At 40.4% G+C, this 26,773-nt stretch carries 24 protein-coding genes; 16 read left to right on the top strand and 8 right to left on the bottom strand.

Annotated elements, in window-relative coordinates; translation table 11 throughout:
* Positions 1–144: 144 nt before the first annotated feature.
* The 3 genes from BkAM31D_RS19870 (at position 145) to BkAM31D_RS19860 (ending at position 3,784) form a co-directional block, all read left to right on the top strand.
* Positions 145–1,677 (top strand): BCCT family transporter, encoded by a 1,533-nt coding sequence (locus BkAM31D_RS19870; RefSeq protein WP_066158307.1) that lies wholly within the window; start codon positions 145–147, stop codon positions 1,675–1,677.
* A 153-nt stretch (positions 1,678–1,830) separates the two neighbouring features.
* Positions 1,831–2,865, top strand: a complete 1,035-nt coding sequence (locus BkAM31D_RS19865) for a LacI family DNA-binding transcriptional regulator (protein ID WP_066158305.1) — start codon at positions 1,831–1,833, stop codon at positions 2,863–2,865.
* A 7-nt stretch (positions 2,866–2,872) separates the two neighbouring features.
* Positions 2,873–3,784 carry an AEC family transporter gene (locus BkAM31D_RS19860; protein ID WP_066158303.1) on the top strand — a complete coding sequence of 304 codons (912 nt, stop codon included), beginning with the start codon at positions 2,873–2,875 and terminating at the stop codon, positions 3,782–3,784.
* A 47-nt stretch (positions 3,785–3,831) separates the two neighbouring features.
* Here the strand turns inward: BkAM31D_RS19860 and BkAM31D_RS19855 are convergent, their stop codons facing one another.
* Positions 3,832–4,377 carry a hypothetical protein gene (locus BkAM31D_RS19855; protein WP_066158301.1) on the bottom strand — a complete coding sequence of 182 codons (546 nt, stop codon included), beginning with the start codon at positions 4,375–4,377 and terminating at the stop codon, positions 3,832–3,834.
* A gap of 117 nt (positions 4,378–4,494) precedes the next feature.
* Complete coding sequence (locus tag BkAM31D_RS19850) at positions 4,495–5,397, bottom strand: DMT family transporter (protein ID WP_066158299.1); 903 nt, start codon at positions 5,395–5,397, stop codon at positions 4,495–4,497.
* Between the two features lie 349 nt (positions 5,398–5,746).
* On the opposite strand from BkAM31D_RS19850, the gene BkAM31D_RS19845 reads away from it, so the two are divergent.
* Positions 5,747–7,276: an AbgT family transporter gene (locus BkAM31D_RS19845; RefSeq protein WP_066158297.1), complete on the top strand. Its 1,530-nt coding sequence runs from the start codon at positions 5,747–5,749 to the stop codon at positions 7,274–7,276.
* 118 nt (positions 7,277–7,394) lie between these two features.
* Here the strand turns inward: BkAM31D_RS19845 and BkAM31D_RS19840 are convergent, their stop codons facing one another.
* Entirely contained in the window at positions 7,395–8,168 is a 774-nt protein-coding gene (locus tag BkAM31D_RS19840; RefSeq protein ID WP_066158295.1) for an SGNH/GDSL hydrolase family protein, read from the bottom strand.
* Between the two features lie 453 nt (positions 8,169–8,621).
* On the opposite strand from BkAM31D_RS19840, the gene BkAM31D_RS19835 reads away from it, so the two are divergent.
* From BkAM31D_RS19835 to BkAM31D_RS19825, 3 genes are all read left to right on the top strand, one after another.
* Entirely contained in the window at positions 8,622–9,854 is a 1,233-nt protein-coding gene (locus BkAM31D_RS19835) for a dicarboxylate/amino acid:cation symporter (RefSeq protein WP_066158293.1), read from the top strand.
* 251 nt (positions 9,855–10,105) lie between these two features.
* Positions 10,106–11,722: a gamma-glutamyltransferase family protein gene (locus BkAM31D_RS19830; protein ID WP_066158292.1), complete on the top strand. Its 1,617-nt coding sequence runs from the start codon at positions 10,106–10,108 to the stop codon at positions 11,720–11,722.
* A gap of 376 nt (positions 11,723–12,098) precedes the next feature.
* Positions 12,099–12,992, top strand: coding sequence for a macrolide 2'-phosphotransferase (locus BkAM31D_RS19825; RefSeq protein WP_066158289.1), 894 nt, complete (start codon positions 12,099–12,101; stop codon positions 12,990–12,992).
* Positions 12,993–13,005: 13 nt separating this feature from the next.
* Here the strand turns inward: BkAM31D_RS19825 and BkAM31D_RS19820 are convergent, their stop codons facing one another.
* A complete protein-coding gene (locus tag BkAM31D_RS19820; RefSeq protein ID WP_066158285.1) occupies positions 13,006–14,271 on the bottom strand; it encodes a SulP family inorganic anion transporter in 1,266 nt (421 codons plus the stop codon).
* A 329-nt stretch (positions 14,272–14,600) separates the two neighbouring features.
* On the opposite strand from BkAM31D_RS19820, the gene BkAM31D_RS19815 reads away from it, so the two are divergent.
* From BkAM31D_RS19815 to BkAM31D_RS19785, 7 genes are all read left to right on the top strand, one after another.
* The gene (locus BkAM31D_RS19815) at positions 14,601–14,942 is read left to right on the top strand and encodes a hypothetical protein (protein WP_066158336.1); all 342 of its coding nucleotides are present in this window, start codon (positions 14,601–14,603) and stop codon (positions 14,940–14,942) included.
* A gap of 220 nt (positions 14,943–15,162) precedes the next feature.
* Entirely contained in the window at positions 15,163–16,209 is a 1,047-nt protein-coding gene (locus BkAM31D_RS19810; RefSeq protein WP_066158283.1) for an ABC transporter substrate-binding protein, read from the top strand.
* A 15-nt stretch (positions 16,210–16,224) separates the two neighbouring features.
* Positions 16,225–17,160, top strand: coding sequence for a nucleoside hydrolase (locus BkAM31D_RS19805; protein ID WP_066158282.1), 936 nt, complete (start codon positions 16,225–16,227; stop codon positions 17,158–17,160).
* Between the two features lie 69 nt (positions 17,161–17,229).
* Entirely contained in the window at positions 17,230–18,051 is an 822-nt protein-coding gene (locus BkAM31D_RS19800; RefSeq protein ID WP_066158279.1) for an ABC transporter permease, read from the top strand.
* Between the two features lie 7 nt (positions 18,052–18,058).
* Complete coding sequence (locus BkAM31D_RS19795; RefSeq protein ID WP_066158277.1) at positions 18,059–18,847, top strand: ABC transporter permease; 789 nt, start codon at positions 18,059–18,061, stop codon at positions 18,845–18,847.
* Positions 18,848–18,861: 14 nt separating this feature from the next.
* Entirely contained in the window at positions 18,862–19,923 is a 1,062-nt protein-coding gene (locus BkAM31D_RS19790) for an ABC transporter ATP-binding protein (RefSeq protein WP_066158275.1), read from the top strand.
* Between the two features lie 15 nt (positions 19,924–19,938).
* Positions 19,939–21,648, top strand: coding sequence for an adenine deaminase C-terminal domain-containing protein (locus BkAM31D_RS19785; protein WP_066158273.1), 1,710 nt, complete (start codon positions 19,939–19,941; stop codon positions 21,646–21,648).
* 502 nt (positions 21,649–22,150) lie between these two features.
* On the opposite strand, the gene BkAM31D_RS19775 is transcribed toward BkAM31D_RS19785, so the two are convergent.
* From BkAM31D_RS19775 to BkAM31D_RS19770, 3 genes are all read right to left on the bottom strand, one after another.
* Complete coding sequence (locus BkAM31D_RS19775; protein ID WP_066158271.1) at positions 22,151–22,801, bottom strand: GGDEF domain-containing protein; 651 nt, start codon at positions 22,799–22,801, stop codon at positions 22,151–22,153.
* A gap of 185 nt (positions 22,802–22,986) precedes the next feature.
* A complete protein-coding gene (locus BkAM31D_RS24550; RefSeq protein ID WP_257391603.1) occupies positions 22,987–23,112 on the bottom strand; it encodes a hypothetical protein in 126 nt (41 codons plus the stop codon).
* 183 nt (positions 23,113–23,295) lie between these two features.
* Positions 23,296–23,475, bottom strand: coding sequence for an H-type small acid-soluble spore protein (locus BkAM31D_RS19770; protein ID WP_066158269.1), 180 nt, complete (start codon positions 23,473–23,475; stop codon positions 23,296–23,298).
* A 258-nt stretch (positions 23,476–23,733) separates the two neighbouring features.
* On the opposite strand from BkAM31D_RS19770, the gene BkAM31D_RS19765 reads away from it, so the two are divergent.
* Positions 23,734–24,489: a 3-hydroxybutyrate dehydrogenase gene (locus tag BkAM31D_RS19765; protein WP_066158267.1), complete on the top strand. Its 756-nt coding sequence runs from the start codon at positions 23,734–23,736 to the stop codon at positions 24,487–24,489.
* A 488-nt stretch (positions 24,490–24,977) separates the two neighbouring features.
* On the opposite strand, the gene BkAM31D_RS19760 is transcribed toward BkAM31D_RS19765, so the two are convergent.
* Positions 24,978–25,607: a cell wall hydrolase gene (locus BkAM31D_RS19760; RefSeq protein WP_306807416.1), complete on the bottom strand. Its 630-nt coding sequence runs from the start codon at positions 25,605–25,607 to the stop codon at positions 24,978–24,980.
* A 246-nt stretch (positions 25,608–25,853) separates the two neighbouring features.
* On the opposite strand from BkAM31D_RS19760, the gene BkAM31D_RS19755 reads away from it, so the two are divergent.
* Entirely contained in the window at positions 25,854–26,750 is an 897-nt protein-coding gene (locus BkAM31D_RS19755; protein WP_276565222.1) for an LCP family glycopolymer transferase, read from the top strand.
* Positions 26,751–26,773 lie beyond the last annotated feature (23 nt).

Here is a 26,773-nt window from a genome sequence, read left to right as displayed (position 1 = left end):
CTGAAATCGGCATTACTATACATGCGTTATCAGAGAAACATAGTCCTTAACTGAGATTGAGGACTATGTTTCGACAATAATGGAAGCGTTTACGTAATTATGTGGTTATCAAATAATTATAAGTACTTGATAAGGAGTGTTTAGATGAATAGTAAGAAAACGGTCTTCTATACCTCGTTAGCTATTAGTCTAGGTTTAATAAGTCTAGGGGTATTCATGCCAAACAAGTTGCAGAGTTTTTCTGATTCATCGCTTCATTTCATTTATGACAATTTAGGTTGGTTTATTTTAGTAAGTGTTTTTATATTCTTTGCGTTCTGTATGTTCATTGGACTTTCTAAGTTTGGTCATATTCGCTTAGGTGATGATTCTGATCGTCCTGAATTCAAGACGGCTACTTGGATTAGCATGTTGTTTAGTGCATCAATTGGGATTAGTCTTGTGTTTTGGGGCGTGGCAGAGCCAGTTTCCTACTATATTGATCCTCCATTTGGTACACCGTCTTCTGAGGAATCTGCTAAACTCGCAATGCAGTTCGTTTACTTACATTGGGGGGTGTCTGCTTGGGCTTGTTATGCTCTGGTAGGAGTTTCATTAGCCTTCTTCCAATTTAGAAAAAAGTTACCTGCCTCATTGAGCTCTGTTTTTTATCCATTAGTAGGGGATAAAATTAGAGGACCATTTGGAAAGGCAATTGATGTCATAGTAATTCTTTCAATTGTTATAGGAATTGCAACCTCGCTTGGATTTGGTACTTTACAAGTTAACAGCGGAATAAATGTGCTTTGGGGCTTGCCAATAACGATTAATACTCAAGTAATTATTATTGGGATAGTGACCTGTATATATATTGCTTCAACGGTTTCAGGGCTACAAGGAGCGATGAAGCACCTTTCCAATTTAAATATGGGACTGGCTTTTGCTCTGTTAGCATTCGTTCTTTTATTTGGACCGACACAAGCCGTTTTCAAAATCTTTTTTCAAGGAGTAGGAGATTATGTCCAGAATTTTATTAGTCTCTCTTTTAGGACAGAGCCCTATAATGATGGTTCTTGGATCGCTAGCTGGACATTGTTTTATTTTGGATGGTGGATTGCTTGGGCACCGCTTGTCGGAAGCTTTGTTGCCAGAATATCAAAAGGTAGAACCATCAAAGAATTCATGTTGGGAGCCGTCTTTATTCCTGTTATAGGTTCTTTCTTTTGGTTTGCTGTTATGGGAGGATCGGCGATTCATTTTATTCAAAATATGGGAGAAACAGCTTTAGCAACTGCTGTATCAACTGATGTGACATCTGCGCTATTTAGGTTCTTTGAATACTTCCCAATGACTTCATTTTTAAGTATTTTAGCAATGGTACTAGTGCTTATCTTTTTTATTACCTCGGCCAATTCAGCTGTGTTTGTACTAGGAATGATTAGTGAGAATGGTAATCCACACCCATCACATGTAACGAAAATCATTTGGGGAATGGTGGTCGCTGGAATTTCAATTGTCCTTATTATGACAGGTGGTTTAGCGGGCCTACAATCAGCTTTAGTTGCTACCTCTTTGCCTCTGGCCATTTTAATGTTAATTATGTGTTACTCGACATATAAGGGATTGAAGCAAGAACTACTATTAACCAAGCCAGAAAGAGGGGAAGAGGAAAGACCTTTAAGACGAAAAGTTAACTAAATATAGAAGGGTTTTTTAATAAGAATTAGTTTATAGCTTAAACTAATTCTTTTTCTCTAGTATAATAGAAAGCAAATAAATAAAAGCACCATTTTTTTATAAGTTTGCGTAAATAGTAAACCGGTTTCCTATTTAAAGCAGAGGAGGAGAAAAGTGAGAAAAAAAGCGACGATTCAAGATGTTGCCGATCTAGCGGGGGTATCAAAGGCAACGGTTTCTAAATTTATAAATAACACTCCGTATGTTTCACAGAAGACAAAGAAGAAAATTGAGGAGGCAATTAAGACTCTTCAGTTTCAGCCCAATAGTGTAGCGAGGGGGTTAGTTAAAAAGTCAACGAAGCTGATAGGTCTTGTTGTTTCTAATTATGAAAGCATGTTGAACATGGAGTTGATCAAGGCGGTGGAGGCTGAGGCGGCGAAGTATCAATTCAGCGTTGTGTTGTTTAGTACGAATGATGAGGAGCGTCATGAGCGTGAGCTGCCGGAAGTGTTAGTGAATAAATACGAGCATTTAGATGGCATCATTTTAGCGAATGTCAGAAAAGAAGGGGTCGAGCTAGATAAGTTTAAGCAAACCTTTCAGCACATTGTTTTGCTGCACCGTCACATTCCAAATAGTGCTTTTGATTATGTCGTCATTGATGGCTATCAAGGTGGGCGAATCGCAGCAGAGCATTTAGTAAGTCTTGGACATAAGAAAATGGCGATGATCACAGGGCCGCGTGAAATCTATCAGTTCCAAGAGCGAATACGAGGCTTCAACGATGTGCTGCAGGAGAATGGACTTCATCAAGATTTTCTTGTTGTTCGGAGCGGTCAAACTGTTGAGGAAGGCCTCACTGCTGCGAAAAAGGTGCTCATTCGACCAAATGCCCCGACGGCGATTTTTGCAAGTACGGATGTGATGGCTCTTGGGGTGCTGGAGGCTGCAAGAGATGTAGGCTTGAACGTACCTTGCGATTTATCTGTCATTGGATTTGATAATATTTATTTTTCGAAGTTCGCAGCGGTTCCATTAACAACGATTGACGCACGAATGAGAGATTTAGGGGAGATGGCCGTGCGGCTTTTAATAGAACGACTTGAAGGAAGAACGAAAGAGGGCGTCCGCAAGATTGAGCTTTCCCCGAATTTAGTAAAACGGGAATCGTGCAAGGAACGTAAACACCCGATTCAAAGGAGTTAAAAAGAGAATGAATGGTGAATTTTTAAACATTATTTTGATTATCGCACTTGGATATTTACTAAAACGTTTTAATATTCTGCAAGAAAAAGATGGTGCTGTCATTGCGAAGTTGATCTTCAAAGTAACGCTGCCAGCTCTAGTAATCGTAACGTTCAATACCGTTCAATTGGAACCGTCGCTTATCGTATTGCCGATGATTGTGCTCTTATACGGAGTCGCAACAGCAGCACTTGGTCTTCTCGTCTTTAAAAATGAAGAAAGGGAACTGAAAGGATCATTCTTAATGCTTTCGTCCGGATGGAATGTCGGGTTGTTTGCTTTCCCGCTTATTTTTGCGATTTGGGGGATGTATGGGATAACGTATTTTGGAATGTATGATGTTGGTGCTTCGTTCATCGTATTTGGTGTGGCATACATTTTAGGGAGTTATTTTTCAGAAGCAGGGCTCAGTTTGAAGCCGATTGGGATTGTGAAAAAGCTTCTAACCTCGATTCCTTTGATGACGTATATCATTGCTATGACTCTTAATTACAGCAATATTTTATTGCCAGAGTCATTCATTAACATGGCGGAAATTATCTCTGCTGCGAATGTCCCGTTATCTTTGTTGTTGTTAGGAATCTATTTGAATTTTCGTTTTGAAAAACAATTTATTCGACCAGTTTTGAAATTTCTCACCTTCCGTTATAGTCTAGGATTGTTAGTAGGGGTGAGCTTATACTTTCTCTTACCATATGATGAAATGTTTCGGTATACGATCATGATTGGTCTCTTGCTTCCGGTTGCAGCATCGCCGCTTGCATTTGCTGTTGAGTTTAACTATAGTACGAACTCGATCCGCTTGATTGCAACGATTTCAAACATTACGATCATGGTTAGCATTGTGATTTTGTATTTGTTTTCCAATTTCATTTTATAAAAGGATGTGCCTGTTCCCTCAGTGTGATAGAACAGGCACATGTATCCTTATTCGCCTAACTCAATCCTTACATCATGGTCCTCTGAGAAGTCATAATCATCCCAAGAAAATACGTGGAGAGTCATTTCGATATGGTCTTCGATATTTGGCAAGTCGCCATCATAGTTTTGAATGGTTAAGACAGCGTCAGCAAGTTTGCCTCCTGATACTTCCTGACTCATAAATAGGAGCGCTTCGTCTACCATTCTTCCATCTGCTGAGACTTCGCGAGCTTGCACTTCAATTGTTTCATCCATTTTGTTTTCGACTTCAAATGTGACCAAGATTTTTTCCTCATCCCAATCTTCATCGACGACTTTTTCGACACTCATTAACGTCGCACGAAAGTTATCGGTATTTGCTACTTCCTCATCAAATTCTTTGCGAAACTCTCCATCAGCTGATGCCTCCTCTGGTTCAGTTGTTTCTGTTTCTGGAGCGTCTTCTTCCTCAACCGTTTCAGCAGGGGCTGTTTCTTCTTCAACAGGGGCTTCCTCTCCACAAGCAGCAAGCATAAAAGCAGAAAGACCGATAATAAAAACCTTTTTCAGCATGTGATAACCTTCCTTTCTTAAAATACATATTTTACGAGTAGTGTGCCACCGGAATTAAAAGATATGAACAAAAAAACAAGCTCGCGTATAAATGACGCGAGCTTGTTTTGAGTTCGTTTAAGAGGCTTTTTGCATTTCAACGGTCGATTTGTTTCGACTAAGTAAGCTGACAAGCAAAACACCAGAAAGGGCAATGACGCCACCGATAATGGAAAGGGTGCTTGGTAACTCCTGTAGCCATACCCAAGCAACGAGAATCGCTACAGCTGGTTCAAGGTACATCATGCTGCCAACAGAGCTTGCATTGCTCATTGAAAGCGCAATGGTCCATGTAATGTAGGCAATGCCAGCAGGGAATAGACCTGTGTAAATCGCTGATAAATGTGCTTCAAGTGTGGCCGTTTGTAATGTTTCAAAAAGTCCTGGAGCGAACATGAGAAAAGGCAATGTTCCAATCCAGGTGAAATAAGCCATAATTTCAATTGCTGAGTAACGTGTAAGCAGTGGTTTCTGAAAAACGAAAAAAACCGAAGTGGCAATCGCAGCTGCTAAGACGTAAAAGACACCTTCAGCCAACTGAAAAGAAGAACCACCAGTACCGAGTGTAATAACAAAAATACCGATAAACCCTACGGCAAGTCCAATCCACCCACCGATTCCTAAGCGTTCCTTTAAAACAATGACGGCAATAATCGACGTGAATATCGGTGCAGAGCCAATCAACATTCCGGCCGTTCCAGCCGAAATTGTTAATTCTCCGAACGTGACACCAATGTGATACACACTTATTCCAATTAAGCCGAGCACGAAAATTTTTAACAGATCCTCTTTTTTCGGTAAACGAAATGTCACACCTGGCCAAAGAGCAATGATAAGAAAGAAGACCGATGCAATTAAATATCGAACAAGCACTAAATGACCGGCAGAATAACCGCCATGTAAACTGGCACGAATCGCCGCAAACGTTGAGCCCCAAATAAGAATTGTTATAAAGGCTAAGAAAAAGGCTTTTTTGTTCACATTAATCCCTCCAAATCATGGTTTTTAAGTAAATAGGACACGCTAGGAGAGGGCACTGAAAAACGTCAATTTTCACCTTTTTCAGTGCCCTCGAAGCATTGTCACAGTGACCACAGCTATCATAACAGATATGAGAAGGCTATTGGCAGAATATTTAAAGTAATTTTCGAGTCACCTTATTCATATAAAATAGTAATAAAAATTAGGGAGGCGAAGGGTTTGTTTTTCTGAGAAAACTATATATTCTGTATAATGTAATTAAACTTTACTTTTCTAGTGATTTTTCTTATACTACGAAAGTATTTCTGTTGAATTATCAGAATGTTTAGGAGATGGAAGGGGTTCGAATATGAAAAATTCAAAAGAGAAAGGGTTCGTACTTCGCTCTTTAGATACAATTGAAGTGGTAGGGAATAAGCTTCCGCACCCTGTCACGCTGTTCTTTTATTTTGCGATAACCGTTGTCGTATTGTCAGCTGTATTCTCGGCATTTGGGTTACAGGTGAATGATCCGGTTAATGAAGGGGAAGTTCTGACCGTTAAAAACTTACTATCGGCAGAAGGTATTGAATACATGTTCATGAATGCTGTAGCAAACTTCACAGGGTTTGCTCCGCTCGGAACGGTCCTTGTGACAATGCTTGGGATTGGGATTGCTGAGCGCTCAGGTTTAATTAGTGCTGCTCTTCGTGGACTTGTGACATCTGTTCCAAAACAGTTAATGACTGCCGCGCTTGTCTTTGGTGGAATTATGTCAAGTATGGCTGCTGATGCAGGCTATGTTGTGCTAACACCGCTTGGGGCTGTGCTATTTGCCGGGCTTGGGCGTCACCCGCTCGCAGGTCTAGCTGCGGCGTTTGCAGGGGTATCAGCTGGTTATAGTGCGAACTTATTGTTAACATCGCTTGACCCGCTACTCGGTTCATTAACGCAAGAAGCTGCAGCAACGTTAAATCCAGCTTACGCGGAATCAATGAACTATGCGATGAACTACTATTTCATGATTGTCTCTGTTTTTGTCTTAACGCTTGTCGGGACATTTGTAACAGAGAAAATTGTAGAACCGCGCCTTGGAACTTATAAAGGAGCGATAACGGATCAAGTTGATTATTTGTCATCTGTTGAGAAAAAAGGGTTATGGGGCGCATTAATTGCCTTTTTAGCTACATGTGCTGCTTTAGCTCTATTAATTGTGCCAGAGTGGGGACCGCTTCGTGGTGAAGATGGAGCGATTATAAATTCGCCATTTTTCTCTTCCCTTGTTCCTGTCATTTTACTAATGTTCTTTATCCCTGGTTTTGTTTATGGGAAGATTACGAAGTCAATTAAAAATGATAAGGACGTTGCCGATCAGCTATCTGATACGATGGCAACGATGGGAGCTTACATTGTTCTAGCCTTTGCTGCTGGTCAATTTGTTGCCTACTTTAATGAAACGAACTTAGGCCGTATTTTAGCGATTAAAGGGGCCGAGTTTTTAGAAACAACAGGATTCACAGGAATTCCATTAATTATTACGTTTATTGTCGTTGCTGGTTTTATCAACTTATTCATCGGAAGTGCGTCAGCCAAATGGGCGATTATGGCACCAGTGTTCGTACCGATGATGATGGGAATCGGATACTCGCCTGAATTAACACAAATGGCGTACCGGATTGCCGACTCAACAACAAACGTAATCTCGCCTCTAATGCCATACTTTGCCATCGTGATCGCTTTTGCGCAAAAGTATGATAAGAAAATTGGAATTGGAACATTAATTTCAACGATGCTTCCATACTCGATTGCCTTTACAATTATTTGGGTATTGATGTTAATCGTTTGGATGTTGTTCGGTATTGATTTAGGACCTGGTTCTCCGATCTATTATCAACCATAGGAATCATAAGCGGTGCCTGTCCCCAGTGCGGGGAATGGGCACCGTTTTTTTACCTGTAAGAAAACGAATAGCCGCCGCACCTCATCAAAATAGGCGCAACGGCTATGTTAATCAAATTCTATTTCAGTAAATAGCCTCGTAACGATTCTGCGATCAATTCGTGACCTTTTTTAGTTGGCATGTCGTCTTTTACATATGTTTTGATGTCATCGTCATCTGATTTTGGCCAAGCTTTCCAGTGATCAGCATATAGGTAATCTTGGTCTTCTAATTCTTTCTTAAGCTTTTTCACATGTTCAGCAAATTTCTCTTCACTTAGAAGAGGGGATGGTGAGAGGAAAATAATTTGTGCGTCTAATTCCTTTTCTAATTTATCAATGAGTTCGTTCAAATTCTCGATCGATTCTTTCATCGATAGATTGTCAAAATCGTTGTGCGAAAACGGGTCAATTAATAGAAGATCGGGTTCACTTTTTAGAAGAGTTTCCATGTATGAACCGTTCACAACTGAATCAGATGTTGATTGATGGACGTCAATGACGGTTAAGTTCAATTGATGGTCATCGAGTACCGGTCGTAAGTCTTGGACGAGTAGCTTTGGCCAAGTGTTTGAATAAGAAATGCTGGAAAGAGAAGAGGAGCCTAACACCGTGATGGAGAGCTCTTTTTCATCTTCGTGTTCTTTAGTTAGCTCTTCTAGTATCCCCCCAAGCTCCCAGTCGACATCAGGCCTGGCTTTCGCTTTTTCAGTTGGGACTTCGACCTCGATAATTGATTCAGACATGTGCAACGTCTCGGCTTGTACTTCTAATTTTTGTTGATAGTGGAAGTGACCGACTAAGATGATGACAAAGCTTAAGACAATCGTTGCGTAGTAAAAGAAATTTTTCATAGGACAATCTCCTTTTTCTATCATTCTCGTTTTTACGAATCTATGAAACGTAATCTAGTAATTTCTATAGCTACTATAACAAGCTAGCATTGGGAAGTAAGACGAAGTGTGTAGGCAAATTCTTTCTATTTTTATAGAATTTTAGCGAATAAGCATTGAAGAATATTGGAAGGTGGGAAGCTTGTCGGATTAAATGAAATTGATCTAGAGACTATTAAAATAAAACAAAAATTGTGCAATATCGACAGTGCTCAGCGACTATTTTCATAGAACTCCTTGCCTGTTTACGAAAAAAAATGTTTGGAATTTGTCTTTTTTGCATATATAAAACAAAGGATGAAGATTTTTGTTTGACTCTGAACGAAAAAAATGAAATTATATTATAATAGTTAGGTTGTCGCGAAACGAAAGCGAATCCATCAAAACATAAAGTTAGAAGGGAGAGAGAGCACGGTGAGTTTAACGAAAAAAATTATTATTGCTCTTGTATTAGGGGTAGTCGTTGGACTAGGTTTCAATGCTTTAGCACCAAATTTATTCGAACCAGTTGATGCCTACTTCTTAACGCCACTTGGGCAAATTTTCTTAAAGTTAATTACGATGTTAGTTGTTCCGCTCGTTTTCTTTTCAATTGTCCTCGGGGCAGCAGGAATGGGAGACACTAAAAAATTAGGACGAATCGGATCGAAAACAGTTGGGTTCTACATGATCACGACCGCTATCGCGATTAGTCTTGCCTTTGCCATTGCATTATTAATCCAGCCAGGACAAGAGGGATTAATGGCAGACGGGGATGCTCACTATGAAGCACAAGAGCCACCACCGGTCATTGAGACATTATTAAACATCATACCTACAAATCCAATTAGTGCACTAGCAACAGGAGAAATGCTGCAAATCATTTTCTTTGCTGTGATGATTGGATTTGCTCTTGCGCACCTTGGAGAAAAGACAAAAGGGATATACCGCATCTTTGAGCAAGGAAATGACATTATGATGTACCTTGTAACAGTTGCGATGAAACTTGCACCATACGGGGCGTTCGCTCTAATTGCATCAGCGCTTGGAAAGCAAGGGTTTGATGCATTGTCTTCAATGGGAATCTATATGTTCTGTGTCATTTTAGCGCTTGTGCTACATGCGACAATCGTCTATTCAGGGGTTGTATATTTCTTAGGGAAGATGAATCCAATTCAATTCTTTAAAAATTTCTTCCCTGCGATGACCGTTGCTTTTAGTACATCGAGTAGTAATGCGACGTTACCGATTTCGATGAAAACGGCGCAAGAAAGATTAGGGGTTTCAAAACCAATCTCTGGTTTTGTTCAGCCGCTTGGTGCAACGATTAACATGGATGGTACTGCGATTATGCAAGCTGTTGCTACCGTGTTCATCGCTCAAGTTTTCGCCGTTCCGTTAACATTTGGTGACTTGGTCACGGTCGTATTAATTGCGACACTTGCTAGTATCGGGACAGCTGGGGTTCCAGGAGTTGGAATGATCATGCTTGCGATGGTCTTGCAATCTGTTAACGTACCAGTTGAAGGGATCGCGCTTGTTTTAGCGGTTGACCGTATTCTAGATATGCTTCGTACTGCATTAAACATTACTGGAGATGCTGCATGTGCGGTGTTTGTCGAACGTAGTGAAGGCGGGAAAGAAGAAGCAAAAGAATCGACAGTGTAAGAAAAAAGGAACAAAGGCCTTCTCAGCCATTTTCGGTTGATAAGGCTTTTTTTGTCTGTCGGATAGAGCGAATGCTCACGAAAGTCCTCGAATTTCCTCGGAAATAAGGATGGAAAATAACTTTAAACTGATAGACGAACAAATGCTGTTGTTCTATAATTTTATATATACAAATTGTTTAGAAAACTCTCTGTTTTTAATATAAAAGGGAAGCAATAAGAGACTTTTTTATTCGAAAGGTAGGGAAAACGATGAACAAAATCGATTCACATTATTACCCATACCATTCTAAGCGAAATGTCGTGTATGGAAATAGAGGGATGGTTGCTACGTCCCAACCACTTGCTGCACAAGCTGGTTTGCAAATTCTTCGAGAAGGTGGAAATGCGATTGATGCAGCGATTGCAACGGCTGCTTGTTTAACGGTAGTAGAACCAACGTCAAATGGAATTGGCTCTGATGCTTTTGCACTCGTTTGGATAAAAGGCGAGCTTCATGGGCTAAATGCAAGTGGTCAGGCGCCAATGGCATTAACGCCTGAAGCAATGAAAACAGCTGGCCATGAGAAGGAGTTCCCTAAGTTTGGCTTAACTCCCGTAACCGTACCTGGTGCACCTGGAGCTTGGGCTGAGCTCTCTAAAAAATATGGGAAATTGCCATTAACGCAAGTGTTGGCTCCGGCGATTGACTACGCTGAAAATGGATTTCCAGTGTCTCCAACATTGGCGAAGTATTGGAAGCGGGGATTTGAGGTTTTTGAAAAGGTCGGCAAGAGCGAGGAATTTTCTGCTTGGTTTGACACATTTGCTCCAGGTGGTAAACCACCAGAGGCTGGTGATATTTGGGCTTCAAAGGGTCACGCTAACACGCTTCGTCAACTAGCAGAAACAAAGGGAGCGGCTTTTTATAAAGGAGAGCTGGCAGAACAAATCGATGCGTTCTCGAGAAAATATGGCGGTTACATTCGCAAAAGTGATTTGGAAGCTTACGAACCAGAGTGGGTCGAGCCAATTCGTGTTAACTATCGTGGCTATGATGTTTGGGAAATTCCACCGAACGGCCAAGGCTTAATTGCGCTACAAGCTCTTTCTATTTTGAAAGGCTTTGAGTTCAATGCTAAGGATGAAGTAGACACATACCATAAGCAAATAGAAGCAATGAAACTCGCTTTTTCAGACGGACTGAAATACATCACAGAAGAAAAAGAAATGTCGGTTTCTGTGGATGATCTTTTGTCTGAAGAGTATGCGACAAGTCGCCGTGCCTTAATCGGAGAGGAAGCATTGACTCCTGAACCTGGTGAGCCACCAAAAGGAGGAACGGTCTATCTTTGCACAGCCGACCAAGAAGGCAATATGGTGTCGTTCATTCAAAGTAACTATATGGGATTTGGTTCAGGGATCGTTGTTCCAGGAACAGGGATTTCCTTGCAAAACCGCGGACATAACTTCTCACTTGACCCAAAACATGACAATTACCTTGTTCCAGGTAAGAAAACGTTTCACACAATCATACCTGGCTTCTTAACGAAAGACGGGCAAGCTGTAGGTCCATTTGGAGTTATGGGAGGTTTCATGCAACCACAAGGGCATGTTCAAGTCATTATGAATACGATTGATTTTCATTTGAATCCACAAGCTGCGCTAGACGCACCACGGTGGTTGTGGACAAAGGAGAAAACCGTTGTAGTCGAATCCCATTTTCCTGATCATCTTGCTAAAGGATTGCAGCGGAAAGGGCATAAGATCGTGAAAAGCCTAGATGAAGGAGGTTTTGGGCGCGGTCAGATTATTTGGCGAAATAATGAGACTGGAGTTCTATGCGGAGGGACGGAACCTCGTACAGATGGTGAGGTTGCAGCTTGGTAGATAGCCGCTGTTGATCTTTGCTTCGTAATATAGTATAGTTTTCATACATTATTGAAAGGAGGGTTATTAAAAATGATGCATGCAGGAAGATTACGCCACGAAACTTTGAACAAGAAGTAACTTAATATGTTCAAAGGCTCTGTTTTCATAAAACAGAGTAAACGGGAGTAGTCTGCACATTTTTAATAATCTTCAACGGAGAAGTACACTTTTTTACGTGAAGAAGGCAGGTATACATCTGTCTTTTTTTCGTCTGTCTTTTTATTAAAAGGGACATCTATTTGTAATTTCTCGTTTACTCTAACCACAGACAGAAGCCGTCTGTGGTTTTTTTATGATGACATTGCTCAAAATAGAAACAATTGGAGGAATTGATATGAATACACGTAACGTAACACAATTAGCAAGTAGAAATGGACTAGATATTTTAGAAGAGACAATTAAAATCAATGAGTCTGGTGTTGACTTTCGAGTAGCACATGCCAATGACTATAACGGTGATAAATGGATCCTAAGGCTTCCGCGTAGACGAGAATCGATGAGACATGCCATACAAGAGAAAAAAGCGTTAGAGATCATTCAGCACCATGTAAACTTCCAAGTTCCCGATTGGTCAATCTTTTCAGACGAAATAATCGCTTATAAGCAACTAAAGGGTGTTCCTGCTGCAACTATTGATGTTGAGCAACAAGGCTATATATGGAGTTTTGATGAAACCAATGTACCAGTTAAATTTCATCAGTCATTAGGAAAAGCGATAGCCGAATTACATGCACTGCCTAAACGAGAATTTGAAAATATTGGTGTTGAAATGGTTGGGGCTACTGAACTAAGAGCATCGATGAAGCAACGAATGGAACGGGTGAAGGAGCAATACGATGTTAACCCAATTTTATGGGAACGATGGCAAGCATGGTTAGCGGAAGACTCTTTTTGGCCAACTCATGTAGGGGTAAAACACGGAGACCTACATCCAGGTCATATTTTAATCGATCAAAACAATTTGGTAACGGGTTTTATTGATTGGACCGAAGTAGGGATAGCTGATGTGTCTGTTGATTTCATGTCTCATCATTTGCTGTTTGGAGACGAAGGGTTGAAAAAGGTACTCGATGCTTATGACAATGCTGGGGGGAGAACATGGCCAAGAATGGCTGAACATATTGTTGAACTGCTCACAACAAGTGGAATCACCGTTGCTGAATACGCTCAAGTCTCAGGCTTAAAAGACATGCAAGAGATAGCTGCACAGATGCTCGCAAGTGAGTAGGGCTAGCCCCCCCTCACGCATGTTGCAAAAACATCCGACGAATCGCAGCGAATACGATGGAAATGAAAATGCCCGTCAACAAGCCTATGAAAATATCAACTACTAAAGTTGCGAGAAAGGTAGAGAGTAAGATTATCGCATCTAGCGGTGAATGTCGAAAGAGTGTTGGAACATGCTTTAGTTGGATTAAGCTTGAGACGGCAAGGATGATAATCGCCGCAAGTGTTGCTTTTGGTAAATAATAAAAGAGTGGAGTGAGATACAGCAAGGTTACTAAAACGAAGCCTGCTGTAATTAGTAGAGATAGGTTTGTTTTTGCACCGGATTCGTAATTAACCGCTGTTCGTGAAAGAGCTCCTGCTACTGGAATTGCCCCGACAAACGAACTAGAAATGTTCGCAAGTCCGAGTCCGACAAGCTCTTGATTTGGTCTGATCGTATCCTTTTCTTTTGCGGCAATCGTTTTAGCGACTGCGAACGATTCAAGAAAGGAGATAAAGGCAATCATAAGGGCAAGAGGAAGCAACAATTGAATTGTTTCAACGTTTGGAATGTGGAGCTGAAACTGAGGCAGCCCACTAGGAATAACACCGACAAGTTCGACGCCGCGCTCGTCAAATCCAAACCGCGGAACGATCAGAATCGAAAGGACAATGACGAATAGTGGTCCGAGGATAGGGTTCACTTTTTTGAACATAAGTAAGAAAATGAGACTACCGACACCGAGTAGAACCGTATCCGGGTGGGCTGTCGCTGCTTCGTGAATGATTGTCACCGTGTAGCTGAAGACATCGTGATATGGCGGCAATGAAATACCAAGCAGCGACTTCACTTGATTTAGAGCGATGATGATCGCACAAGCAGAGATGAAGCCTGTGATGACAGTAGGAGAAATATAATTAAAAATAAATCCTGTTTTAAGAAGGCCCAAAAGCAAATGAATGACCCCAACCATAAAGCCAAGAAGCAAAATCAATTCAAGGAAATCTGCGGAGTTCGGTTGAGCAATACTAGCGATCCCAGAAAAAGCTAATAGAGAAACGATTGAAACAGGACCGACGGATAAATGCTTAGAGCTGCCGAAAAGGGCATAGACGATTAGCGGCAAAGTCGCAGCATAAAGACCAATGACTAGCGGAACTCCAGCAACGGTCGCATAAGCCATACTTTGAGGAATAAAGAGGACCGCCACGATGATTCCCGCTGTCAGATCGCGAAAGAAATGTGTTTTGTTGTACTGGATAAGTCGTTCTAAACCAGGCATCATTTTGAAAAGCATCGTAGATCTCCTTTTAGTAGTAATTGGACTGGCCATATCAAATATATGTAAGGCAAACGAAAAGATGTCCGTTATAGCAACTTTAGAAATGGAGCTGGCCCTTTTTGGTGGTTTCACTAACTTGAATACGTAAAAATATTCTGTGAAAAGCGCAAATCCCGATAATTTTTGGGTGAATTAAATTTAATTTACGTATTTTGTTAAAAAACCTGACAGATTGAGTTGGAAACTTGAAATAATATCAAAAAATCCGAACGATGCTATTGATTATCTAGTTCTTCTTTTGTATAATAACCTTAACTTAACATTTTGTTTGGTGGGTGATTGCTATAATCCAAATTGATACTAGTCAAAATAAGAAGGTACTTGCCCATATTTATAATGAGGTGTCAAAGGAATTGTTTGGTTCTGGGACAACTTTATTAAAGGTGTCCATTGACCAAAATATCATCACCTTTCAAGCTAAACATCGCCGTTCACCGCGCTCAGCCGCTCTGGAGGGAGAAGACCCTGGCTTGAAGTTGGAAGTTGATTTCAAATTGTCATTACTGTATAAAAGGAAATTAAAAGAAAAGTTAGAACAAGAATTGAATTTGCCGATAGAAGCGGTGTTGCGTGATTACGACGGAGCAACGCAGCGTGCGTTTACCAATATTGTTTTAGTTAATTAAATAGAGGGAGTTTCTTTTTGGATCGATTCTGAAAAGAAAACCATTATGTTTAGATGTGGATACCTCTTATCTTTGTTTACAGAGAAAAGATGATTCTATAGGGTGATTTTTTTGATCATTCTATTTAGAGTCATCTTTTTCTTTTTATAAAACATTGTTCGTATGTATCACTGACACATATCGAACAGATATTATTCTTAAGTATTCAGGAGGGAAAATGATGAAAAAAGTAATGTTGAGTTTAGGATTGGTTGGTTTTCTTTTAGGATTAACTGCTTGTGGGGGAAGCAACTCAGCAAGTGAAGAAGCTCCGACGGAATTAGTCGTTTCTACATGGGGATTTGCAGAGGACTTTTTCCGAAGTGAAGTATATGCGCCGTTTGAAGAAGAGCACAATGTCAAAATTGTTCTAGATACAGGGAACAATGCCGAGCGTTTAAGTCGCATTGAGCAAGGAAGTTCAAAAGTAGATGTCATTTATTTATCTGATTATTATGCACAGCAAGGAATTGAAGCAGGTTTGTTTGAAACGATCGATCACTCAAATATCCCTAATATTGATGAAATATATGAAATGGCAAAAGCGCCGCTTGGAGCAGAGTATGGACCGGCTTATACGGTTGCTCAGTTTGGGATTGCTTACAATCCAGCAGCAACTGATCTTGAGATTAGCTCATGGGCTGATTTGTGGAATTCAGAATTAGCTAGAAATATTACGATTCCAGGAATTACGACAACATCTGGTCCAATGTTCTTAGATGTCGCTTCAAGAGTAGCTGGTGAGCCAACATTTAATGAAGATGCAGCCTTTGAAAAGTTGGTAGAGTTGAATCCGAACGTCGTGACAGAGTACGGGGGAACGTCTGAATTCGTTAATATGTTTGTCCAAGGAGAAATAGCTGCAGGTCCGATTATGGAAATGTTTTTCTCGCAAGTGCAAGATTCTGTAGAAGAGGCAAAATTTGTTTCTCCTGAAGAAGGAGGATATGCGGTTATAAATACAGTCAATATTGTCAAGGGGACTGAGAATAAAGAGTTAGCTGAGAAGTTCATCAACTGGCATTTAAGCAAGGAAGTTCAAGAGGCAGCGGCTATTTCTAAAATTGATTCTCCAGTTAATACAACGCTTGATTTAACAGAGGAAGAAGCAGCTGGATTAACATATGGTGCTGATGTAGTAGAAAGCTTAATTTTACTCGATATGGAATTTGTTAATGAAAACAATGATACTTGGATTGATCGCTGGAATCGTGAACTCACGAAGTAAGAGAGGGGGAGCGTGATGACTAATAGGAAGCTAATCCTTGATGTCGATACAGGTGTCGATGATGCTTTAGGCATTATTCTCGCTGTGAAAAGTCGTCAGTTTGACATACTAGGAATTACGACTACAAACGGCAATGTGTCACTAGAAACCGCGACGACTAATACATGTAAAATCCTCGAGCTTCTACAGGTAGATCGAGAAATCCCTGTTATTAAAGGTGCCGATCAACCGCTGAAGCGAGAGGCGTTCTTTGAACATAGGATCCATGGGAATGATGGATTAGGCGGTGCGCTTCTAAATATGAAGGTGACAAAAGAAGTGACTGAAGGCTTTGCTCCCGATTTTATTATTGAGCAAGTGCAGGCCTACCCTAACGAAGTCACACTCGTTATGACAGGTCCGCTAACCAATCTTGCATTAGCAATTGAAAGATATCCGAAGCTCGTTAATGAGGTGAAAGAAGTCATTTTCATGGGTGGTGTAGTAAAAGGGGTTGGCAATGTGACGCCAACGGCTGAGTACAACATGTACGTCGATCCAGAAGCGGCAAAAGCCGTCATGAAAGCAGGAATTCCTAGGTTAACGTTAGTCGGATTAGATGTCACTAGAAAAGCTCTATTAAATGCTGCGCATGTCGATAGGATTTTGGATCCAAAGCTGAGAGAGTATGTTCAAGCGAGTACGGCGGACTATACGAAACGCTACTTTGAACGAAACGGTGTGATGGCGTGTGCGCTCCATGACCCATTGGCTGTGGGTGTAGCATTAAACAAACAAATTGTTGAAACGAATGCTTATTATGTTGATGTTGAAGCAAATAGTGAGCTATGTGACGGACAGACGGTTTGTGACTTTCAAAACCGCTTGCAAAAGAAAGCGAATGTCCAAGTGTGTGTAGATGTAGATTCAGAAGCGTTTTTGAACCTTTTTATTGAAACATTAAACGCTTAAAGAAGGCCGCTGCTTTATAGCGGCGGCTTCCAATAAGCTTAAGGCAAACCAAGAACAGAGGTTTTTACAATGAAAAAAAGAACTCTTTATTTGCTTATTTTACCCGGTCTATTATTTTTAACAATTTTTATGATTATTCCTATTGCTTTAACGATTGGCTCAACCTTCGTTCCAGAAGGGGGCTTCTCATTCCAGGGCTACTTGCAATTTTTTACCGATGATTATTTTCGGAGTATTCTATTTACGACATTACAAGTTAGTTTAGTCACAACGGTTGCTTGTATTATCTTAGGATTTCCAGCTGCCTATTATATATCTAAATTAGGTCCGCGAAAAAAAGTCATTCTGTTGTTATTAACCATTTTCCCATTATTGACAAGTCCGGTTGTAAGGTCGTTCAGCTGGATGGTGATTTTGGGTAAAAATGGCTTGTTAAACAATATTTTATTATCAATCGGCTTACGACAGGAGCCGCTTGAGATTTTGTATAGTCCGACTGCTGTGATGATTGGTTTGATTCATCTGTTTTTGCCACTAATTATTATTACGTTAGTCGGTGTGCTAGAAAATATCGATCACGATTTGCTTAGGGCAGCGGAAAGTTTAGGGGCGTCAAAGGTCGAAGCATTTCGGAAGGTTGTTTTGCCGCTCTGTGTACCAGGGCTTATGATTGGAAGTATTTTAGTATTTGTCGGTAGCTTTACCGCATATACAACTCCTGCTCTACTAGGTGGGAAACAACGAGTCATTTCAACGTTTTTATATCAAAATGCCATCACATTGAATGATTGGTATTTAGCGTCGATTATTGCGACGATCATGATTGTCGTGACATTTGCCATCATTACATTAATGAATAAAGCAGCTAAAAAGCTGAATCCAAAGGGGTAGAAAGTGTATGCAGGAGAAAAATAAAATACTGGCCCTGTTTACGCTTTTCGTTTTCACATTTTTATTAGGGCCTCTAGTTATCATTTCGGTTACTTCTTTTGAACCTGGGAATGTGTTGAAATTCCCTCCAGAAGGATTTTCATTTAAATGGTATCTCAATATTTTTGAAGTACAAATGTTTTTAGAGACATTTAAAATTTCGATTCTCGTTTCACTTGCTGGTAATTTACTTGCTCTAGTACTAGGGATTCCAGCAGCCTATGCGTTAAGTCGTGCGGACTTTCGCGGGAAGGAGATCGTTAATGCAGTATTTTTATCGCCGATATTAATTCCTGGAATTGTGCTTGGTTTTACATTGCTTAAATACATTATCGTAACATACCAGCTTCCTATTTATGCGGGGTTATTTATTGGTCACACGATTATTATGCTTCCATTTGTGATTCGCGTCATTTCTTCAAGCTTATCTAACTTTGATTTTTCCATTGAAGAAGCCGCGTTAAGCCTTGGGGCAGGAAGACTCGAAACCTTTTTTAAAGTCGTATTGCCGAATATAAAAACAGGGATCATTGCTGCTGTCATTATTGCATTCTTGGAATCTTTTAATAACGTTGATATTTCGGTGTTTATGACAGGTCCAGGAATTAGTACGTTACCGATTCAAATGTTAACGTACGTTCAATATTATTTTGATCCGACGATTGCCTCTATTTCTGTTCTACTTATGATTTTAACAGCTATTTTAATGTTTTTAATTGAACGGTTATTAGGCTTATCTTACTTTACAAAACGATAACGGAGGCATGATTTATGGCATTGCTCAGCTTGAATAACGTTACAGTTGCCTATCAAAAACAAGATATACTAAAAGATTTCAACCTTAATATTGAAAAAGGACAACTCATTTCTTTGCTCGGTCCAAGTGGGTGTGGGAAAACGACGACACTCCGTTTGATAGCTGGCTTTTTGGAAGCGAGAGCGGGAAAGTTTCTTTTTCAAGATAAGGACTACACAAAAGTACCTGTGAATAAACGAAATTTTGGTTTTGTTTTTCAAAACTATGCGCTCTTTCCACATTTATCAGTTTATGAAAATGTTGCGTTTGGATTACGTTTACGAAAAATGTCCAAGGGAGAGATTGACAAAAGAGTCGCTGAAATGCTTGAAGTCGTAAATTTGAGCGGATTTGAGAAACGCTTTCCTCAAGAACTGTCAGGTGGACAAAGGCAGAGGGTGGCGATTGCCCGTGCGTTAATTATTGAACCAGACTTATTGTTATTTGATGAGCCTCTTAGTAACCTCGACGCAAATTTGAGGGTCAATATGCGTGTGGAAATTAGAAGAATTCAGCAAGAGCTTGGAATTACTACGGTCTATGTATCCCATGATCAGGAGGAGTGCTTTTCGATTTCTGATCAAGTCGCGATTATGAATAAAGGACTGATTGAGCAATTAGATGATCCTGCGACGATTTATAAATTTCCTAAAACGAAATTCGTTGCTGATTTTATCGGATTTAAAAACTTCATCCACTTTGAGAGCCGTAACGACCAGAAAGAAGAAATCGCTCTGTCGCTAGACGGTCATTCTTTCCTTGTGGAAAGAATTCCTGAGGGTGTTGATCAAACGGGTCTGATTGGAGCGATTCGTCCAGATAATATTGAAATCCAAGCTTTAGAAGAACAGGTGGAGAGTCTAAATAGCTTAGAAGGGACCGTTCGAGTTTGTACGTTCCTAGGCAGAAGCTATCAATACGATGTTGAGACGAAGATAGGAACGTTCACTGTAAACGAGGAAACGGAGAACCCTTATCATATCGGACACAGTGTGCTTTTAACATTCCCAAAAGAAAAACTCGTCTTAGTTCAGTAGCATAGGAGTGATTAGATGAAATTGGATATTCTAATTGAAAATGTCCAAGTTTTTAATAGTTATTATAAAAGGTTTACAACGGAAAACGTCGCTGTGATTGATGGAAAGTTTCTATACATTGGCAAGCGCGGAGCAGAAACATTTGACGCTTGTAAGGTGATCGACGGCACAGGGAAGTATATGGTACCGGGCCTAATTGATATTCATTTGCATATTGAAAGTACAATGGTTACACCTGAAACGTTTTCGTTTGGCCTTATACAAAATGGAGTGACAACGATTGTCCCTGAGCCTCATGAGATGGCAAACGTTTTCGGGATAAAAGGTGTGACCGAAATGATGAAGGCAAGTCGTGATTGCGTTGTCGATATGTTCTATGCGATTCCTAGTTCTGTTCCAGCTACGTCGCTTGAAACGACTGGGGGCGCAATTGAGATTGAGGATATTGATAAATTGTTGCAAACTGGTGAGATCATTTGCCTCGGCGAGATCATGAATTATGTTGATGTAATAAGTGATCCAACTTGTAAAACAAATCAAATCCTGAATCACATTCGTGAACAATATCCACAACTAACAATTGAAGGTCATGTTCCGAAGTTGTTAGATTTAGATCTACACAAGATGATCTATAAAGGAGTCGACTCCGATCATACCCATCAAACAATTGAAGGGATGGAAGCACGAATTGCTGCTGGAATGTTTATCGAAATACAAGAAAAATCGATGTCACAAGAAGTGATTGATTACTTGATAGAACATGATGTTGCTGAACATTATTGCTTTATTACAGATGATGTCATGACGGACTCGCTACAAAGGCGAGGACACTTAAACCACATTGCGAAAAAAGCGATTCAAATGGGAATGAGCGCAGAACAAGCGATTTATGCTTGTACGTACACACCTTCACGGAGAATGAAAATGCTAGACCGAGGTGTGATCGGTCCCGGAAAAGTGGCGGACTTCTTGCTATTAAGTGAGTTAGATACGTTTAAAATTGAGCAAGTATTTAAAAATGGCAAAGAAGTGTACGATGCTCGGTCCGCTTACAAACAAGAAGTTACACCGAAACAATTCCCGGCATCGTTCTATGAAAGTGTGAAACTCTCATCCCTTTGCAAAGAAGATTTCATGATCATGACTGATAAAGCTGATGGGTACTATCCATGCCGTGTTATGGTCGTTCAGGACGGATCGACGTTCACAAAGGAAATCATTGCTGAAATGGAAGTGAACAAGCAAAAGGTAAATTGGGAACAAAGTCAGTATGGTTTAATTGCTACTTTTGAACGGTATGGAAAAAATGGTAATCGTGCCCATGGGTTAATTGGCGGGGACATTATTAAAAATGGAGCCATTGCGACAACGTATTCGCATGATAATCATAACCTGCTCGTGCTCGGTCAAAACGGACGAGATATGGAGATTGCGGCCAATGCAGTTATTAAGAATCAAGGCGGAATATGTGTCGTTTCAGAAGGAAAAGTTTTGCAAATGTTAAAGTTGCCTGTCGGAGGTATTTTATCAGAGGAACCGCTTGAATTGTTAGCGCAGCAAGTTGAAGAACTCCGCCGAACGCTGGCTGATCTTGGCTACAAACATTACAATTCGATCATGTCGATTAGCACGCTCTCCCTACCGGTCAGCCCGGCGTTAAAGATTACCGACTTCGGTTTAATCAACGTCAACGAAGGAGAGGTTGTGCCTTTAGTTGTAAGCTGATTTATTCTCATCACCTTTAATAAAGATGATCCAGTGGTACGTATATAGGAAGTGCCATAATTGGATTGCGCCTATCTGGACAGTAGATTGCTAGAAATATTATGGACTAAAAGAGAGTGCTCATAGTGCTCTCTTTTTTGCGTTACTTGTAGCTAAAAGGGGGGATGCAAATAAAAAGATGACACATGAGCCTGTTGACCTTGTGCCATCCTAAAATACATTATTCACTTTTTACCTCGTGATCGAAATCAAATTTTTGCACAAAATTGCAATGAGAGCAGGCGCGGCCTACTTGTATGTGTGTGATTGGGTGTTGATAATAAATTTCTTCAAATCCACAAATGGAACAATCGATAATATCGAGTATTTTTCTTTCGCCTAGGACTATGTCTAGTAAATGTTCAAAATACATCTCATCACCTCATTCCGTTAACAATAGCAAAGTTGAAATGAGAAGTAACTCGAAGTTTGTCCGTGATGATAGCGTTTTCCTCGACAAAGTCTAACGACTCGTACGTTGAACCGGTTTGCTTTCTTTCATTTTATACATCTCGCTATCTGCTTTTTGAATCAATTGTTCGAGCGTTTGACCATCGTCTGGAAATGTGGCAAAGCCAATCGAGGCACCGAATGATGTGTATTCTAACGCTTTTATATTTTGCAGTTCAGCTAATAGTGAATGGGTAAATGTCGATTTAAAGTTCTGATCTGGATTTCCAACGAGTAACAAAAATTCATCGCCGCCCCATCTAGCGATACAATCATCACGACCCGATGAGAGCCTTTTTAACAATTGGGCGATCTCAACTAATAAATCATCACCTGCTTGATGACCATGTGTATCATTAATTTCTTTGAAGTTATCGAGGTCAATCATGACAAGAATCATCTTCTTATCACGTGTCGTTGGTTTCTGAAAGCGTCTGTTAATCGTTCGACGGTTGTATGTATCGGTTAAAGGATCTTTCTCAGAGTAATACTTCGCTTTATCGTATTGCTTCCCGGTCCACCATGCAACGAAGAGGAAAACCGTTGTTAAAATAAAGAAATTTGCTTCAAAGGGTAAACCGTAATAGGAATGATAATAAAAATAACGCATGACATTAAATAAAATAACAACCCCAATGGAAAAAACTCGACCTTTATATCCCACGAATATCCCTCTTTATTATGTTGACATTAATACTTATTTTAACATAAAATGGGTAATTTGTTCGACTCGAGATGTATGGATGAATGAATCTTTTGAACTATGGAGGAGGGAAGGAAAGCTAAACAGAAATAGAAGGCTGTCCAATTGGTCGTTTGGATGACCTTTTGTGACAACCTCTCATAGCACTATTCTTTGCTATCTTCTAATTCTCTGCTTACTTTAGAAATGGTGATACGCTCTTCGCCAGTGCTCGGTTGCACAGCATCTTTGCTTTTAATCATGTTGCGCTTTGATTTTGAACGTTTGCTCATCGTTGATCGCTCCCCTTTATTTAATGCCTGAGTGTTCTCTGTTCACACGAGGCGTAAAATGGTTCGTTCATATATAGGTTGAGCGGAATTCGCGTCATTTATGTAAGCAGCTTTCGGTGAGTTTTCTAAGAAGGAGGCTTGCCCCTAATTTGGAATGAATAGGGGGCAGCCTCTGTTTACAGTTTAGCCTTCTGTCAAGCTATCCACAGATACGCTTTGCTTTTGCGATGGATCGTTCATTGGGTGAACGGTTGCTAAGCCTTTGTCTTGATCGACATGCTCAATATACACTTGTTGGCCATTACACATAACAGGAATAGTCGTTTGTGATGAGGAAATTTCTTGTGCTCGTTTCGCTTCCATTTTAGAGTCCCTCCTTTTTTGATTCGCTAGTACTATTTGTCAATTTTCTCTTAAATATACGTAATGGATTTTTATGGTACCTGGTTTTTGAGAAGGATTGGTGATAGTGAAAGTGCAGCATTTTTTTAAAGGAGGGAAAAAACCTCCATTTTCAAGGAATAAGCAGAGGATTAGTCGAATTTGATTAAGTGGGGATGACTCACTTAATTAAGCTCGATACATACAAATTTTAACGTATGAAGATGGGAGGACTATTAAATGAATCAAGAACGCACAGTTATTATCACAGGAGCAGCTCAAGGAATCGGGTATGCGATTGCGCAAGAATTCATCGCTAATGGTGATTTCGTAGCCATCTTTGATTTAAACGAAGAAGCAGCGATTGTAGCAGCTGAACAGTTAGGAAACGCGAAAGGGTATCATGTAAACGTAGCCGATGAACAGTCGGTGAAATCAGCGATTGATTCAGTCATTACGGAACGTGGGTCTGTAGACGTTGTTGTCAATAATGCTGGTTTGCAGTACATCTCAAAAGTAGAAGACTTTCCAGTAGAAAAATGGGATTTATTAAATGACGTTATTTTAAAAGGGACCTTCTTAATGACGAAACACTCATTGCCTTCTATGAAAGCTCAAAAGTATGGTCGGATTATCAACATTGTATCTGCGCACGGGCGTATTCCAGATGCCTACAAATCCGCTTACTGTGCGGCTAAAGCAGGACAAACAGGCTTTACGAAAGTGGTCGCATTAGAGAATGCTACGGAAGGAATCACTTGTAACACAATCGAACCAGGGCCTGTACGCACGGAGCTAATTGAAAAACAAATACCCGTATTAGCTGAAAAGGATGGTACGACTGAACAAGAAGCATTAGACCAACATATCCTCGGCAAACAATGGATCAAACGTCTACTTGAACCATCTGAAATCGGTAAAACGGCTGTGTTCTTAGCTTCTGAAGGAGCAGGTGCCATTACGGGCGAGTCGATTCCGGTGACAGGAGGGATGTAGTTCACTTGTATTAAGGGAGCTAAAGGACAAAATTAAGCTAAAAAGAGCGGGAGTTGTCCAATAGGAGGGCGCTAAAGGACAGTCCGAGCCAAAAGAGGAGAGAATCTGTCCAATAGGAGGGCGCTAAAGGACAAAATCGAGCTAAAAAGAGCGGGAGTTGTCCAATAGGAGGGCTCTAAAGGACAGTCCGAGCCAAAAGGGGAGAGGATCTGTCCAATAGGAGGGCTCTAAAGGACAGTCCGAGCCAAAAGAGGAGAGGATCTGTCCAATAGGAGGGCGCTAAAGGACAGTCGAGCCCCAAAAAGAGAGGAATCTGTCCAATAGAAGCATCAAAAGGAGAAACCAAGCTCAAACAGAAAAGAAATGATCCCTCAACCTCCTCCCAAAAGGCATATGGAACAACCGAAAAAAAGCTCAACTAAATAAAACAGAAAAAAATCGCATTGGCTTATCCAATGCGATTTCAATTTGTTCTAGAAACTATGTACTTAGTCAGCAAACAAGTGCTTTCCAATGCTGAATTTCGGTGTCGTGTTTGCAAAGATCCACTCGGATGTTGCGATATGTGGATTGTAATAGTATGTTGCGCCTTGGCTTGGGTCCCAGCCTTTCCAAGCGTCTTTTACTGCGCGGTAAGATATGTATGTTGGAGTAAGATCATATTGCCCATCTTGTACAGCTGTAAAAGCATTTCGTTGATAAATCACTCCTTCAACGGTTGAAGGGAAGTGTGGCGATTGGAGTCTGTTTTTGACAACTGCAGCGACAGCAACTTGTCCTTCATAAGATTCGCCTCTCGCTTCTCCATGGACTATCTTTGCGATTTTTTCAATGTCACGAAGTTTAGCCCATGTTTGTGGCCCAGCCACTCCGTCTTGAAATAAGTTGAAGTCACGCTGTAATTGGCGAACAGCTTCTTTCGTATAATCTCCATAATATCCCGTTGCACTTGTTGGCAAATACCCTAATGCAATCAATTGTTGCTGTAATTCAACAACTGCTGATCCCTCGTCTTCTAGCTGGAGAACGGTTGCTGCAGACGTTTGGTTAGGGAAAAGTACGATTGTCACAGCAAGTAGTAAACTTAATGTTGATGACAGTAGTAATTTTTTCATCATGATGTAAAGCCTCCTTCTATTGTTACCTAGTTATTAGACAAAGAAGAGGGGATTCCTTCCAGTAATTCGACATTTCTAACAATTCCTACTTCTGTTTCATACAACGATCAAACGACACTAGTTATTTCATCCTGATCACAATCCAATATTTCACAACGTTCTCCCTGAAAGATCTTCTTGTCTGAATGAGAAATGTGAAATATAATACTTTAGAAATATATAAATTTATAAGAGATGAGGCAAGAGATGAATAAGAAGAAGGTTTTTATTACGTTAGGTTTAGTAATTGGGGTTATCTTCTTAACGGTTTTCGCATACGGAGTTTATTTATATAAATCAGTAACAGATACAGCAAAAGAAATTCATGAACCATTTATACCAACTCGTGATATCGATTTGAATGATCAAGAACCGATCTCGTTTTTATTAGCCGGGGTTGATTCAACAGGGGATGAGCATGCGGGACGTTCTGATACAATTATTGTAATGACAGTGAATCCAAATGAACGCTCGATTAAAATGCTGAGCATTCCACGTGACACGAGAACAGAGATCATTGGCAGAGGTACTCAAGACAAAATCAATCATGCTTACGCGTTCGGCGGTGTGCAAATGACAGCGGACACTGTGTCAAACTTCTTAGATATTCCGATTGATCACTATATTAGTATCAATATGGAAGGCATGAAGAACCTTGTAGATGCAGTAGGCGGGGTGAAAGTAGACAATGCTTTTGCGTTTTCGCAAGATGGTTTTTCGTTTGCGGAAGGAGAAATCTATTTAAATGGTGACGAGGCTCTTGCCTATGCAAGAATGAGAAAGCAAGATCCAAGAGGAGACTTCGGTCGAAATGATCGCCAACGTCAAATTGTTGAAGCGGTTATTCAAGAAGCGGCGCATTTTGGCACAATTACAAAAGCGGGTAGTGTTCTTGATGCTGTTGGAAACTCTGTTCGTACAGACATGACGCTTGATCACATGTGGAGAATTCAATCCAACTATCGAGATGCTCGTCATCATGTCGATCAAATGGAGATTAAAGGAAACAATACAACGATTAATGGGATTTATTACTTACAAATTCCAGATGAAGAATTAGCACGTGTGCGATCAGAGCTTAGAACACACATGGAGCTTGAATAAAGAAAGAGAAAAAGAGTTAGGGA

The organism is Halalkalibacter krulwichiae (genome assembly GCF_002109385.1).
In the GTDB taxonomy this organism is placed as follows: Bacteria; Bacillota; Bacilli; order Bacillales; family Bacillaceae_D; genus Halalkalibacter; species Halalkalibacter krulwichiae.
The sequence above is the reverse complement of the archived record's forward strand: the minus strand, read 5'-3'. Positions and strand labels throughout refer to the sequence as shown.

What these genes read in the sequence shown, in the direction of transcription:
- BkAM31D_RS19830 (WP_066158292.1), top strand. Translation starts at nt 10,106, where the DNA reads ATGAACAAAATCGATTCACATTATTACCCATACCATTCTAAGCGAAAT.
- BkAM31D_RS19795 (WP_066158277.1), top strand. Translation starts at nt 18,059, where the DNA reads ATGCAGGAGAAAAATAAAATACTGGCCCTGTTTACGCTTTTCGTTTTC.
- BkAM31D_RS19755 (WP_276565222.1), top strand. Translation starts at nt 25,854, where the DNA reads ATGAATAAGAAGAAGGTTTTTATTACGTTAGGTTTAGTAATTGGGGTT.
- BkAM31D_RS19805 (WP_066158282.1), top strand. Translation starts at nt 16,225, where the DNA reads ATGACTAATAGGAAGCTAATCCTTGATGTCGATACAGGTGTCGATGAT.
- BkAM31D_RS19845 (WP_066158297.1), top strand. Translation starts at nt 5,747, where the DNA reads ATGAAAAATTCAAAAGAGAAAGGGTTCGTACTTCGCTCTTTAGATACA.
- BkAM31D_RS19790 (WP_066158275.1), top strand. Translation starts at nt 18,862, where the DNA reads ATGGCATTGCTCAGCTTGAATAACGTTACAGTTGCCTATCAAAAACAA.
- BkAM31D_RS19840 (WP_066158295.1), bottom strand. Translation starts at nt 8,168, where the DNA reads ATGAAAAATTTCTTTTACTACGCAACGATTGTCTTAAGCTTTGTCATC.
- BkAM31D_RS19770 (WP_066158269.1), bottom strand. Translation starts at nt 23,475, where the DNA reads ATGGAAGCGAAACGAGCACAAGAAATTTCCTCATCACAAACGACTATT.
- BkAM31D_RS19855 (WP_066158301.1), bottom strand. Translation starts at nt 4,377, where the DNA reads ATGCTGAAAAAGGTTTTTATTATCGGTCTTTCTGCTTTTATGCTTGCT.
- BkAM31D_RS19785 (WP_066158273.1), top strand. Translation starts at nt 19,939, where the DNA reads ATGAAATTGGATATTCTAATTGAAAATGTCCAAGTTTTTAATAGTTAT.
- BkAM31D_RS19870 (WP_066158307.1), top strand. Translation starts at nt 145, where the DNA reads ATGAATAGTAAGAAAACGGTCTTCTATACCTCGTTAGCTATTAGTCTA.
- BkAM31D_RS19820 (WP_066158285.1), bottom strand. Translation starts at nt 14,271, where the DNA reads ATGCTTTTCAAAATGATGCCTGGTTTAGAACGACTTATCCAGTACAAC.
- BkAM31D_RS19800 (WP_066158279.1), top strand. Translation starts at nt 17,230, where the DNA reads ATGAAAAAAAGAACTCTTTATTTGCTTATTTTACCCGGTCTATTATTT.
- BkAM31D_RS19810 (WP_066158283.1), top strand. Translation starts at nt 15,163, where the DNA reads ATGAAAAAAGTAATGTTGAGTTTAGGATTGGTTGGTTTTCTTTTAGGA.
- BkAM31D_RS19825 (WP_066158289.1), top strand. Translation starts at nt 12,099, where the DNA reads ATGAATACACGTAACGTAACACAATTAGCAAGTAGAAATGGACTAGAT.
- BkAM31D_RS19765 (WP_066158267.1), top strand. Translation starts at nt 23,734, where the DNA reads ATGAATCAAGAACGCACAGTTATTATCACAGGAGCAGCTCAAGGAATC.
- BkAM31D_RS24550 (WP_257391603.1), bottom strand. Translation starts at nt 23,112, where the DNA reads ATGAGCAAACGTTCAAAATCAAAGCGCAACATGATTAAAAGCAAAGAT.
- BkAM31D_RS19760 (WP_306807416.1), bottom strand. Translation starts at nt 25,607, where the DNA reads ATGATGAAAAAATTACTACTGTCATCAACATTAAGTTTACTACTTGCT.
- BkAM31D_RS19860 (WP_066158303.1), top strand. Translation starts at nt 2,873, where the DNA reads ATGAATGGTGAATTTTTAAACATTATTTTGATTATCGCACTTGGATAT.